The organism is Janthinobacterium sp. 13, assembly GCF_002749695.1.
Lineage (GTDB): Bacteria > Pseudomonadota > Gammaproteobacteria > Burkholderiales > Burkholderiaceae_D > Janthinobacterium > Janthinobacterium kumbetense.
Genome location: NZ_PEEQ01000001.1, coordinates 4,384,720 through 4,397,248, shown reverse-complemented (window position 1 = coordinate 4,397,248; position 12,529 = coordinate 4,384,720). Strand labels below are relative to the sequence as shown.

Here is a 12,529-nt window from a genome sequence, read left to right as displayed (position 1 = left end):
CATGCGCACTTTGGCCCGCACCCGCCACGAACTGGCCGCCTACCTGCAGGCGCGCCGCGCGCGCCTGTCGCCGGAAGACGTGGGCTTGCCCGGCGGTGGACGGCGGCGCACGCCCGGCTTGCGCCGCGAAGAAGTGGCGGCGCTGGCCGGCGTGGGGCTGACCTGGTACACCTGGCTGGAACAGGGACGCGACATCGGCGTCTCGAGCGCCTTTCTCGACAAGCTGGCCGAAGTGCTGAAACTGGACGCGGGCGCACGCCGCCACCTGTTCCTGCTGGCGCATGCGCGTCCGCCGGCCGAAGAAGGCAAGACGTTTTGCGTGGTGCCGCCGCTGGTGCGCCGCCTGATGCACGAACTGGCGCATCCGGCATATGTGCTCAACCTGCGCTGGGACGTGCTGGCGTTCAATGCGGGCGCGGACGCCTTGTTCGGCTTCGGCGCGCACGTGCCGGCGCGGCGCAATCTGCTGTGGCTCTTGTTTACCGATCCGCTGCTGCGGTCACGCTTCATCGGCTGGGAAGAGCAGGCACCGCTGATGCTGTCGAGCTTTCGCCGCGACTACGCGCGCGCCACGCAGGAAGCGGACATCCACGCGCTGGTGGAAGAACTGGAAAAAGTCTCGCCCGAATTCAAGCTGTGGTGGCGCCGCCACGACGTGCATGCGCCGTGTGCCGGCGTGCGCCGCCTGGACGCCGATGGCGAGGAGGCCGCGTATGAACACACCTCGCTGACCATCGATGCGGACCGCCATCTGCGGCTGGTGGTGTATGCGCGCCAGCTGCCGCAGGAAGCAGCACCCGAAGCAGCGCCGTAGAACGAAAAAACCGCTGGCCCTCTTGCGAGGAACCAGCGGCTTCGAATTGGTTGCGGGGACAGGATTTGAACCTGTGACCTTCGGGTTATGAGCCCGACGAGCTGCCAGACTGCTCCACCCCGCAGGCGAATTATATACCAGTTTGCTGCACTGCGGGGATCAATCTCGGCAGGCGGAAAAAAGACGCGATTGCATGGATCTGAAATGGAAAAAGCCGCTGATCTTTTGCAAGAATCAGCGGCTTTCCGGTATTGGTTGCGGGGACAGGATTTGAACCTGTGACCTTCGGGTTATGAGCCCGACGAGCTGCCAGACTGCTCCACCCCGCACAAGAATTATAAGGGCAAACGGGTGGCTTAGGCAATAGCTATCTCAACTTAGACTGCAATAGAACCATTTAATTAAAAAACTCGGCCAATTGCCGGCTGGCATTGTGTCCGCCCGTCACGCCACGCCGCGCGCAATCGGTGTACAGTAAGCGTTACACTAGACATCCATTTTCCGAAGCCCGCCCATGAAATTCTGCTCCGAATGCGCCCACCCTGTCAGCCTGTCCATCCCGGAAGGCGACAACCGTCCGCGCTATGTCTGCGCCAACTGCGACGCCATCCATTACCAGAACCCGAAAATGGTGGTCGGCTCCATCCCCGTGTGGGAAGAAGATGGCCAGTTGCAGGTCTTGCTGTGCAAGCGCGCCATCGAGCCGCGCCTGGGCTACTGGACCCTGCCGGCCGGCTTCATGGAAAACGATGAAACGACCTCCGACGCGGCCGAGCGCGAAACGGTGGAGGAAGCGGGCGCGAATATCGAACTGGGGCCCCTGTTTTCGCTGCTGAACGTGCAGCGCGTGCACCAGGTGCACCTGTTTTACCTGGCGCGTTTGCGCGACCTCGATTTCGCGCCCGGCATCGAAAGCCTGGATGTGCAGCTGTTTACGGAAGCGCAGATTCCCTGGGACGACCTGGCCTTCCCCACCATCCGCGCCACCCTGGAACTGTTCTTTGCCGACCGCGTGAAAATCCGCGAAGGCGGCAGCTACGGCGTGCATACGGGCGACATCACGCGCCCGATGGCGCGCACGGATGCAGAATAAGCTCCCCTCACCTGCCACCTTTGACGCCGCATGATTCCCTGGCTCGACATCCACACCCCGTTCCCCGACGTCTCGCGCGCCCTGACCGACGAGGCTCCCGGCCTGCTGGCGGCCGGCGCCGACCTGTCGCCCGCGCGCCTGCTCGACGCCTACCGGCGCGGCATCTTCCCCTGGTTTTCCGAAGGCCAGCCTATTTTGTGGTGGAGCACCGATCCGCGCATGGTGCTGATGACGGAGCATTTCAAGGTCTCCGACAGCCTGGCCAAGGCGATCCGCAAGGTCGAACGCAGCGCCGCGACGGACGGGCGCTGGCAGCTGCGTTTCGACGGCGATTTCGACGCCGTCATGCGCGCCTGCGCCGCGCCGCGCAAGGATGGCCCGGGCACGTGGATTTCCGATGAAATCATCTCCGGCTACACGGGCTTGCACAAGCTGGGCTACGCGCACTCGTCGGAACTGTGGCTGGACGGGGAACTGGTGGGCGGCGCGTATGGCGTGTCGATCGGGCGCATGTTCTATGGCGAATCGATGTTCGCGCGCGTGACGGATGGCTCGAAGATCGCGCTGGCGCACCTCGTGCGCTTTTTGCAGGCGCGCGGCGTGACCATGATTGACTGCCAGCAAGAAACAAGACACCTGGCGTCGCTGGGCGCGGCGCCCATTTCGCGCGCGCGCTTCCTCGCCCATGTGCGCGTCGCCATTGAAGCAGCGCAAATCACGGATTGGCAGGCTGCACCGCCGGCATAAAAAAGCTATGATATCTCCACGCAGACTTCCATTGCCGCGGACAGACCAGACAGGATCAGCATGACGCACCTGAACGAACTACCGTTTGCCACCCTGCAGTTCTACACGACGGCGCCCTACCCGTGCAGCTACCTGGACGACCGCCAGGCCCGCTCGCAGGTGGCCACGCCCTCGCACCTGATCAACAGCGACGTGTATTCGGAACTGGTGCGCAACGGCTTTCGCCGCAGCGGCATTTTTACTTACCGCCCGTATTGCGATGGCTGCCAGGCCTGCATACCCGTGCGCGTCGTGACGGGCGAGTTCACCCCGAACCGCAACCAGCGCCGCGCCTGGAGCCGCCACGCCGACCTGCAGGCGGGCGTGGCCACCCTGTCCTTCCTCGACGAGCACTACGAGCTGTACCTGCGCTACCAGAGCACGCGCCACGCGGGCGGCGGCATGGACCAGGACAGCCGCGACCAGTACGCGCAATTCCTGCTGCAAAGCCGGGTCAACACGCGCCTGGTGGAGTTTCGCGATGCCGAAGGCATCCTGCGCATGGTCAGCATCATCGACGTGCTGGCCGACGGCCTGTCGTCCGTCTACACCTTTTTCGATCCGGACGTGCCAGGCGCCTCCTACGGCACCTACAACGTGCTGTGGCAAATCGCCCAGGCGCGCGAACTGGGCCTGCCCTACATCTACCTGGGCTATTGGATAAAGCAAAGCCCGAAGATGGCGTATAAAATCAACTTCAAGCCGCTGGAAGCACGGATCAAGGGGCAGTGGGTCATCCTGTAAAAAAAGGGGCTCGCGCCCCTTTTTTCATGCCTGCCGTACCGGCTTACTTGCTCTTGTCCGGAAACGCAGGACGCTTGGGCTGCACGGGCGGATTCTTTGCCAGTTCGGCCTGGATCACCTCGATCGCCTTTTCCAGCTGCGGATCGCGCCCGGCGATGACGTCGGCCGGCGTTTGCTCGACGTCGATATCGGGCGGCACGCCTTCGTTTTCCACGCCCCAGCCATTCTCGCGCGTCCAGAACGCCAGGTTCGGCGCCGTGATGAAGCCGCCGTCCATCAGCACGGGGAAGCCCAGTACGCCCACCAGGCCGCCCCACGTCGCCTTGCCGATCAGCGGGCCCATGTTGTTTTTGCGGAACATCCACGGCAGCAGGTCGCCGCCCGAACCGGCCGTCTCGTCGATCAGCATGGCGCGCGGCCCCTGGATCGACGCGGACGGCGTCTTCATGTCGGCGCCATAGCGCATGGTCCACCAGGCGATTTCCTTCTTCTGCAGGATCTCGATGTAGTAATCGGCCACGCTGCCGCCGCCGTTGAAACGCTCGTCGACGATGATGGCCTGCTTGTCCGCCTGCGGGAAGAAGTAGCGCTTGAAGTAGGTATGGCCCAGCCCCGCCGTATTCGGCACGTACACGTACGCCACCTTGCCGCCCGTGGCCGCATTGACCTTGCGCATATTGCCTTCGATCCAGTCTCGGTTGCGCAAGGCATCCTCGGTCGGCACGGGCACCACGGTGATGGTGCGCGCGCCCTTGCCGTCGGCCGACGGTCCCACGGTCAGGTCGATGGCCTTGCCGGCCGTGTTCTCGAAGGCGCTGTAGATATTCGTCGGCGGCCGCAAAGGACGGCTGTCGACGGCCAGCAGGTATTCGCCCGCCTTGACGTTCAGGCCCGGCTCCGTCAGCGGCGCGCGCAGGGCCGGATTCCAGTTCAAGCCGCCATACACCTTCTTGAAGCGGTAATGGCCGTCGCGCACTTCATAATCGGCGCCCAGCAAGCCCCCCGGCACTTTCTTTGCCTCGATAAAGTCGTCGCCGCCGCCGCCCCGGTGGTGGCCCACGGCCAGTTCGCTGCACATCCACTGTATCAATCGGTTCAAGTCCGCGCGGCTGGACAGCTCGGGCAGGAACACGGCGTACTTGTCGCGCATGGCCTTCCAGTCCACGCCATGCATGCCCGGGTCGTAGAAATAGTCGCGGTTGATGCGCCACACCTCGTTGAAAATCTGCGTCCATTCGGCGCGCGGATCGGCCTTCACTTCGATGGCGTCGACCTTGATCTTGCCTTCTCCCGGCGCCAGCAGCTTGCCCGTGGCCGACCCCATGGCCCAATTGTCCTTCTGGCGGTACAGCAGCTTCTTGCCGTCGGCCGAGACCTCGAAATCATCGGCTTCCGCCACCACGGTTTCCGCCTTGCGCTCCTTCAGATCGAAGCGCTGCACGGCCTTCTTGCCGTCGCTTTCGCGCAGCAGGAAGATTTGCCCCGCGGCGCCAGCCGTCAGGCTGGAGAATTGCGCGGCCGGCAGCGGCAAGTCGACGATGCGCGTGGCGATGCCGTCGAAATCGATGTGGATCGGCACCACGGGGGCTACGGTCACTTTCGGGTCGTCGCGGCCCGTCTTCGGGTCGACCTTCGGCTCGCTCTTCGCTTCCGCTTCCCCCTTTGCCGTGTCTTTTTTACTCTCCGCGCTGGCCGCCTTTTCCTCGTCGCTTTCCTTGATCAGGGGCGACGGCAAGTCGCGCCGCAACACGGCCATCCACACGGTGCGCGTCACCAGATTGTCTTCGTTCTGCTGCGAGAACCAGTTGTTGCTGGGACCAGCATTCGTCGAGGCGAAGAAGTACAGGTATTTGCCGCTCTTGTCGAACACGGGCTGGGCCACGTCGGACAAGCCGTCGGTCACGGGCATCGACTTGTTCTGCTCGACGGAATAGATATAGGCGCTGCGCGTGTAGGTGGGAGAATTGAGCGTATAGGCCAGCCAGCGCGAATCGGGCGCCCACGAGGCGCGCATGCTCTTGTCGACGCCATACATCGGCTCCGTGGCGATTCTTTGCACCTTGCCCGTGCCGACATCGATCACGTACATGCTCCAGCCATTGTCGGCAAACGCGATCTTCCGGCTGTCGGGCGACCAGACGGCGTTGTCATAGAAACCGCTGCCATTGAGCTTGAACTTGCGCACGGCGCCCTTGCCATCCTGCGCCCGCACATGCAGTTCATATTCTCCCGACTCGTCCGAAAAATACGCGACCGAGCGGCCATCGGGCGACCAGATCGGCGTGCGCTCGTGGGCGCCGGCCGTCTGCGTCAGGTTGCGCACGTCGCCCTTGTCGGCGGGGATGGTGACGATCTCGCCCCGGTATTCGAAGGCGATGCGCGCGCCCGACGGCGAAATCGACGCGTCGCGGATGTATTTCGCGTTCTTGACCCAGCGGGGGCGCGCCTGCCCCAGGTCGCTGGCCACGGCGATGGCCAGCTTGTGCGCCTGGCCGCTGGCGATGTCGAGCGAGTGCAGATAACCGGCCTGCTCGTAGACGATGGTGCCGTTCGCCGCCGACGCGTTCAGCACGGGGAAATCCTTGTGCTGCGTCAACTGGCGCACGGCTTTCGTCTTGACGTCGTAGGCAAACAGGTTGAATTCGCCGTTGCGGTCCGAGCGAAAGTACACGGTATCCTTGATCCACATCGGGTCGACGTCGTTCGAGCGCGTCGTCGGCTGGGGGATTTTTTCAATCGATTTATCACTGGACGAAAACAGCCACAGCCAGGAATTGGTGCCGCCCCGGTAGCGCTTCCACTGCTTGAAGGCGGGCGCCAGCGGGTTGTAGGCGATGCGCTGGCCATCGGGCGAATACGTGGCGCGCGACGCGTTGGGGATTTCCAGCTGGGTTTCCACGCCGCCCGCCACCGGCACCGTAAACAACTTCTGGAAGCGGTTGTTGAAGGCGGCGCGGGGCGAGGTGAACATCACGGACTGGCCATCGGGGGTGAACGATTGCGCTAGATCAACACCCGGGTGGAAGGTCAGGCGGCGCGGCACGCCGCCGGCAGCCGCGATCACATACACGTCGACATTGCCGTCGATGTTGGCGCTATACGCGATCAGGCTGCCGTCGGGCGAAAACACGGGGTTCGATTTGTCGCCCAGGTCGGAGGTCAGGCGCCGCGCGCCGCCACCATCGAGGTTCGATAGCCATACGTCGCCCGCATAGATGAAGGCGATGTGGCGGCTGGAGACGGCCGGTTCGCTCAGCATGCGGGTGTCTTGCGTATTGGGCAGGGCCAGGGCCGGATGGCTCAGCAGCAGTGCGCTGGCGGCCGCGATGGCGGTCAGGATGCGTGTCTTTTTCAATCGATGTCTCGCTTATGAAGTCAACAGAACAGAGAAAAAACAGGAAGGTCCACGGTCGAATGCGAATTATCAAGGATTCAATATTGCATTAGACCAACAAGAACTATACACCCGGCAGCCGCGCGGAACACGGTAAAATACGCCACTTATTTCGCGCGCCGCCAGCCCTTCCCGGCAGCCCGCATACCTACTCAAAGCGCCCCATGTCTGAAAAATTCCTGTACTCCCTCGCCCGCCCCTTGCTGTTTTCGATGGATGCCGAAGCGGCCCACCATCTCACCCTGCCCGCCCTGAAACGCGCCAGCGCGCTGGGCCTGACGAAGCTGGCCGGCAAACCGGCGGCGGACCCGCGCACGGTGATGGGCATCACCTTCCCGAACCCGGTCGGCCTGGCCGCCGGCCTGGACAAGGACGGCGCCTACATCGACGCGCTGGCCGACCTGGGTTTCGGCTCCATCGAAGTGGGCACCGTCACGCCGCGCGCGCAGGCGGGCAACCCGAAACCGCGCATGTTCCGCCTGCCGCAGGCGCAAGGCATCATCAACCGCATGGGCTTTAACAATGGCGGCGTGGATGCGTTTGTCGCCAACGTGCAGGCGTCGAAGTTCTACCAGAACCGCGCCGGGGTACTGGGCCTGAACATCGGCAAGAACGCCGACACGCCCATCGAGCGCGCGGCCGACGACTACCTGCTGTGCCTGGAAAAAGTCTACCCCTACGCCAGCTATGTGACGGTGAACATCTCGTCGCCGAACACCAAGAATTTGCGCCAGCTGCAGGGTGCGTCGGAACTCGACGCCCTGCTGTCGCAGCTCAAAGATGCCCAGGCGCGCCTGGCGGACAAGCACAAGCGCTACGTGCCGCTGGCCCTGAAAATCGCGCCGGACATGGATGGCGAACAGGTGAAGAGCATCGCCGAGTCGCTCACGCGCCACCAGATCGACGGCGTCATCGCCACCAACACGACCCTGTCGCGCAGCGCCGTCGAAGGCATGCCGCACGGCGCGGAAGCGGGCGGCCTGTCGGGCGCGCCCGTGTTCGAGCTGTCGAACAATGTCATCCGCCTGCTGAAGGCGGAACTGGGCGACGCGCTGCCCATCATCGGCGTGGGCGGCATCATGCAGGGCAGCGACGCCGTGGCCAAGTTCGAGGCGGGCGCGCAACTGGTGCAGCTGTACAGCGGCCTGATTTACGCCGGCCCCGCGCTGATCAAGGATTGCGCGCGCGCGCTGCACGGCAAGCAGGCCCGCTAAGGACGGCGCATGGAAAAGGTCAAGCTGGGTACCAGCAGCCTGGAAGTCAGCAGGATCTGCCTGGGCACGATGACCTTCGGCGAACAGAACACGGAAGCCGAAGCGCACAGCCAGCTCGATTACGCGCTGGAACGGGGCATCAACTTCATCGACACGGCCGAGATGTATCCGGTGATGGCCAGCGCGCAGACGCAGGGCAGCACCGAGCGCCACATCGGCAGCTGGCTGAAGAAAAGCGGCAAGCGCGGCAACATCGTGCTGGCCAGCAAGGTGGCCGGGCCGAATTCGCGCATGCACTGGATACGCAAGGGCAAGACGGATCACGACGCGATCAACATCCGCGCCGCCGTCGAAGACAGCTTGCGCCGGCTGCAGACGGAGCACATTGACCTGTATCAATTGCACTGGCCCAGCCGCAACCTGCCCATCTTCGGCGCCAGCGTGTACAACCCGCGCAAGGAGCACGCTTGCGTCGCCATCGAAGACACGCTGGCCGTGCTGGGCAAGCTGGTCGAGGAAGGCAAGATCGGCCACATCGGCGTGTCGAACGAATCGTCGTGGGGCGTCTGCGAATACATCAAGCAGGCGGAACTGAAGGGCTTGCCGCGCATCGCCTCCATCCAGAACCTGTACAACCTGACGGCGCGCCATTTCGAGACGAGTTTGCTCGACGAAACCTGCCACCGGGAAAATGTCAGCTTGCTGGCCTACAGCCCGCTGGCGTTCGGCCAGCTGACGGCGAAATACCTCGACGATCCGCAGGCCAAGGGCCGCCTGACGCGCTTTCCGGCCGGCTGGAGCCCCCGCTACGTGCGCCCCGCCACCATCGCGGCCGCCGGCCAGTATGCGGCGCTGGCCCGCGCGCACGGCTTGACGCCGGCGCAACTGGCGCTGGCCTGGTGCTACACGCGCTGGTTCGTGGCCTCGACCATCATCGGCGCCACCAGCGTGGAGCAATTGCAGCAAAATATCGACGCCCATCAAGTCACCCTGTCGCCGGAACTGGTGGCGGCCGTCGACGCCATCCACGCCAGTGCGCCCAATCCGGGGCAATAAACGCCCTGCGTCTGGCGGCGCATGCCGCCGCCAGGCTCCCCCTCTTCTCCCAGATAGTCGTTTTTATACAACAGCTGGCAATTTACTGCTGTGCAGCATTGCGGCCTTGCCTTGCCCGGCCGTATGCTGGAAACGAGGCCATATGCGCTACTCGCGCCATGTTGACGTGTTTCAGATATTTATTGCATATCGATAGACAGAACGATTCGTAAGCACGCCACGTGCCCACTGTTAATCTGATTTCATCGTCGGACCGCCATGGTCCGCGTAACCACCAACCGAAGAGATATCGTCGATGAGTTCAAGCAACGCCCGCTCCCAGCTTCCCGCCCTGCCCGTGAAAACCGTTATCGCCGCCAGCCTGATCGCCTGCTTCAGCCTGCCCATGCAGGCGCAAGCGCAGCAAGAGCTGCCGGCCGAAGGCGAATTGCAATCGGTGGTTGTCACCGGCACCTTCGCCAAGAACCGCCGCACCATCGATTCCGAATCGCCGATCGACATCCTCACCTCGCGCGACCTGCAAAGCACGGGCTCGGCCGAACTGGCCACCGTGCTGGCGCGCCTGCTGCCATCGATGAACTTCCCCCGTCCGACGGGTGCCGATGGCAGCGACGCCGTGCGCCCTGCCCAGCTGCGCGGCCTGTCGCCCGACCAGACCCTGGTGCTGGTGAACGGCAAGCGCCGCTACACTTCGGCCGTCGTCAACGTCAACGGCACCCTGGGCCGCGGCTCGGCGCCTGTCGACCTGAACGCCATCCCCCTGGCCGCCATCGACCACGTGGAAGTGCTGCGCGATGGCGCGGCGGCCCAGTACGGTTCCGATGCGATTGCCGGCGTGATCAACATCATCCTGAAAAAAGGCGCGGCCGGCGGCGACATCGAAGTGGGCTATGGCCAGACGCAGGAACGCGACGGCAAGCAGAAATCCATCAAGGGTTCGGCCGGCTTCGCCCTGGGCGACGACGGCTGGGTGCGCGTCTCGGCGGAAGTGGCCGATCGCGGTCCCACCAACCGCGCCGGCCGCGATTTCAGCAACCCGCTGGAACCGCGCTACGGCAAGGTCAACCTGCGCTACGGCGATGCCGAGAGCAAGCCGGCTACCGTCTTCATCAACAGCGAATACCATCTCGGCGACAACCTCGACTGGTATGCCTTCGGCGGCTACGGCCAGCGCGACACCTCGGCCGGCGCCACCTGGCGCGCAGGCCTGGTGAAGGACAAAAATGGACAATACGTCACGCGCTCGTCGATCTTCCCCGAAGGCTTCCTGCCGATCCAGAACAGCACCCTGACCGACCAATCGCTGGTGACAGGCTTGCGCGGCGAGGCGGCCGGCTGGCGTTGGGATGCCAGCCTGAATTACGGCAGCAACAAGTTCAAGCTGGATCTCGACAATACCGTCAATTTCGACCTGGCTGCCGCCAGCCCCACGCACTTCTATGTGGGCTCGCTGAAAAATGAACAGACCGTCCTGAATCTCGACGCGGCGCGCGAATTTCCCGTCGCTTACTTTACGGGGCCGCTGACGGTGGCCGTGGGCGCCGAAGCGCGCCATGAAAAATACACGATCGGCGCTGGCGAGCAAGCATCGTATACCGGTACCGGTTCGCAGGGCTTTGCCGGCTTCCGTCCCGAAAATGCGGGTAGCCACAGCCGCCACAATGAATCGATCTACGTCAACCTGGAAGCGGAAGCGACGAAAAAACTGTCCGGCGGCGTGGCCCTGCGCCATGAGCGCTACAGCGATTTCGGCAGCACCACCTCGGCCAAAGGTTCGGCCCGCTATGCCTTCACGGACGCCCTGTCCCTGCGCGGCACCGTGTCGAGCGGCTTCCGCGCACCGTCGCTGGCGCAGCAGTACTACACCATCACCACCACCAACTTCCAGGTCATTAATGGCACGAATACGGCCATCGAAACGGGCACCTTTGCCGTCAACACGCCGCAGGCGCGCGCACTGGGCGCACAAAACCTGAAAGCGGAGAAAGCCCGCAACTACAGCCTGGGGCTGCAATTCCAGCCCACGCGCAACTTCACGACGACGATCGACGCCTACCGCATCGACATCGATGACCGCATCCTGTTTTCCTCCAATCTGATACTCAGCACTACTTTGAAAAACATCCTCGCCGCGCAAGGCACGCCGGTGGGCGCAGGACGCTATTTCACCAACGCCGTCGATACGCGCACGGAAGGCGTGGACATCGTCAGCACCTACCGCATCGACTTGCAGGACAAGGACCGCCTGGACTTGACCGTGGCGTACAACCACAACAAGACCTCGGTACAGAAACTGGCGGACAATCCGGCCATCCTGACGGCCAACGACCTGAAACTGATCGACCGCCAGACCATCCAGCGCGCCACCGTCGGTTCGCCAAAGGACAAGTTCAGCCTGGCCGCCGACTACAGCGTCGGCATCTGGAATGCACACGGCGTCGTGACGCGCTACGGCAGTTTCATCGTGCCGCAAAACAATGCCCTGCAAGACCAGCATTACGATCCGCAATGGGTGCTGGACGTGTCCGGTTCCGTGAAACTGGGCAAGAACTGGCGCCTGGTGGCCGGTATCGACAACGTCACCAACCGCTATCCTGACCAGGTCACCAGCGTGGGCAACTTCAACAATGGCGGCACCCAGCCGTACAGCGGCTTCGCGCCGAACGGCTTCAACGGCCGCTATTACTACGCCAAGGCCGGCTATAGCTGGTAAATGGCGCTCTGCCATGCAAAAAGCCTGGAACGCATCGCGTTTCCAGGCTTTTTTTTCATGCGTCAGCGCATGCGCCCGCAGGCGCTGCAGGCTCAGGCGCGGCGGCGGCGCGCGACAAATCCGACCAGGCCAAGGCCCAGCATCAGCATGCCGTAGGTCGCTGGCTCAGGCACTGCCGAAACCGAATTGAACGCGCGGAAATTGCTCAGGCCACGCGGCAGGTTGGCAATGGTGACAACCGTATTGGCGGCCAGCGGCGTGTCCCAGTGGAACAACAGTTCGCCACGACCATAATGCACGGCCAGGTAGTCAAAGCTGGAGTTGACGGTGAACGAACCAGAGTTGCTGCTGGCCAAGTCGCCCTGGGCGGCAAAGACCAAGGAGCCGGTACCGCTGGACGGCAGGCCAAACGTGCTGCTGACCAAACTCTGGATGGCGGCCGCGCTTTGCGCGCCGGGCGGGTTGGCGCCGTCATAGACCCAGACCGAGTCCGCTGCCACGCTGCCATAGGTGACGGTCTTGCCGCCCACCAAAAAGCCCGTCATGGCAGGATCGGTGATTTCCACCCAGCTCGCCGCCTGGGCCAATGGCGCCAGGCAAGCCGCAGCGGTCAGGCAAAGACCCAGCAACGCGCGTTTGGTCATGTTCATATATTCCCCTGATATAAATATTTCAATAATTGCAATTTTAATTATTTTTCTATCACTCTCACATC

General features: G+C 63.3%; 9 protein-coding genes and 2 tRNA genes. 7 read left to right on the top strand and 4 right to left on the bottom strand.

The features are described 5' to 3' along the window. Position 1 precedes the first annotated feature (1 nt). Complete coding sequence (locus CLU94_RS19285) at positions 2-814, top strand: helix-turn-helix transcriptional regulator (protein WP_099666812.1); 813 nt, start codon at positions 2-4, stop codon at positions 812-814. 47 nt (positions 815-861) lie between these two features. Here CLU94_RS19285 and CLU94_RS19280 read toward each other — a convergent pair. Together CLU94_RS19280 and CLU94_RS19275 are read right to left on the bottom strand one after the other, a co-directional pair. Further along, positions 862-938, bottom strand: a tRNA-Met gene (locus CLU94_RS19280). Between the two features lie 128 nt (positions 939-1,066). After that, positions 1,067-1,143: transfer RNA gene (locus CLU94_RS19275), tRNA-Met, on the bottom strand. 185 nt (positions 1,144-1,328) lie between these two features. Here CLU94_RS19275 and CLU94_RS19270 point away from each other — a divergent pair. From CLU94_RS19270 to CLU94_RS19260, 3 genes are read left to right on the top strand one after another with little or no spacing between them, the layout of a single operon-like run. Continuing rightward, positions 1,329-1,907 carry an NUDIX hydrolase gene (locus CLU94_RS19270; RefSeq protein WP_099666811.1) on the top strand — a complete coding sequence of 193 codons (579 nt, stop codon included), beginning with the start codon at positions 1,329-1,331 and terminating at the stop codon, positions 1,905-1,907. 30 nt (positions 1,908-1,937) lie between these two features. Beyond that, on the top strand, positions 1,938-2,654 hold the full coding sequence (aat, locus tag CLU94_RS19265; RefSeq protein ID WP_099666810.1) for a leucyl/phenylalanyl-tRNA--protein transferase: 717 nt from the start codon (positions 1,938-1,940) through the stop codon (positions 2,652-2,654). A 60-nt stretch (positions 2,655-2,714) separates the two neighbouring features. After that, a complete protein-coding gene (locus CLU94_RS19260) occupies positions 2,715-3,437 on the top strand; it encodes an arginyltransferase (RefSeq protein WP_099666809.1) in 723 nt (240 codons plus the stop codon). A gap of 43 nt (positions 3,438-3,480) precedes the next feature. On the opposite strand, the gene CLU94_RS19255 is transcribed toward CLU94_RS19260, so the two are convergent. Continuing rightward, complete coding sequence (locus CLU94_RS19255) at positions 3,481-6,792, bottom strand: S41 family peptidase (RefSeq protein WP_099666808.1); 3,312 nt, start codon at positions 6,790-6,792, stop codon at positions 3,481-3,483. 203 nt (positions 6,793-6,995) lie between these two features. Between CLU94_RS19255 and CLU94_RS19250 the strand changes: the two genes are divergently transcribed. From CLU94_RS19250 to CLU94_RS19240, 3 genes are all read left to right on the top strand, one after another. Beyond that, complete coding sequence (locus tag CLU94_RS19250; protein ID WP_099666807.1) at positions 6,996-8,045, top strand: quinone-dependent dihydroorotate dehydrogenase; 1,050 nt, start codon at positions 6,996-6,998, stop codon at positions 8,043-8,045. A 9-nt stretch (positions 8,046-8,054) separates the two neighbouring features. Continuing rightward, complete coding sequence (locus CLU94_RS19245) at positions 8,055-9,101, top strand: aldo/keto reductase (protein ID WP_099666806.1); 1,047 nt, start codon at positions 8,055-8,057, stop codon at positions 9,099-9,101. A 295-nt stretch (positions 9,102-9,396) separates the two neighbouring features. Beyond that, entirely contained in the window at positions 9,397-11,814 is a 2,418-nt protein-coding gene (locus CLU94_RS19240; RefSeq protein WP_099666805.1) for a TonB-dependent receptor plug domain-containing protein, read from the top strand. Positions 11,815-11,906: 92 nt separating this feature from the next. Here CLU94_RS19240 and CLU94_RS28735 read toward each other — a convergent pair whose 3' ends face one another. Then, complete coding sequence (locus tag CLU94_RS28735; protein WP_257218875.1) at positions 11,907-12,464, bottom strand: PEP-CTERM sorting domain-containing protein; 558 nt, start codon at positions 12,462-12,464, stop codon at positions 11,907-11,909. Between the last annotated feature and the right edge of the window lie 65 nt (positions 12,465-12,529).

What these genes read in the sequence shown, in the direction of transcription:
- CLU94_RS19285 (WP_099666812.1), top strand. Translation starts at nt 2, where the DNA reads ATGCGCACTTTGGCCCGCACCCGCCACGAACTGGCCGCCTACCTGCAG.
- CLU94_RS19270 (WP_099666811.1), top strand. Translation starts at nt 1,329, where the DNA reads ATGAAATTCTGCTCCGAATGCGCCCACCCTGTCAGCCTGTCCATCCCG.
- aat (WP_099666810.1), top strand. Translation starts at nt 1,938, where the DNA reads ATGATTCCCTGGCTCGACATCCACACCCCGTTCCCCGACGTCTCGCGC.
- CLU94_RS19260 (WP_099666809.1), top strand. Translation starts at nt 2,715, where the DNA reads ATGACGCACCTGAACGAACTACCGTTTGCCACCCTGCAGTTCTACACG.
- CLU94_RS19250 (WP_099666807.1), top strand. Translation starts at nt 6,996, where the DNA reads ATGTCTGAAAAATTCCTGTACTCCCTCGCCCGCCCCTTGCTGTTTTCG.
- CLU94_RS19245 (WP_099666806.1), top strand. Translation starts at nt 8,055, where the DNA reads ATGGAAAAGGTCAAGCTGGGTACCAGCAGCCTGGAAGTCAGCAGGATC.
- CLU94_RS19240 (WP_099666805.1), top strand. Translation starts at nt 9,397, where the DNA reads ATGAGTTCAAGCAACGCCCGCTCCCAGCTTCCCGCCCTGCCCGTGAAA.
- CLU94_RS28735 (WP_257218875.1), bottom strand. Translation starts at nt 12,464, where the DNA reads ATGAACATGACCAAACGCGCGTTGCTGGGTCTTTGCCTGACCGCTGCG.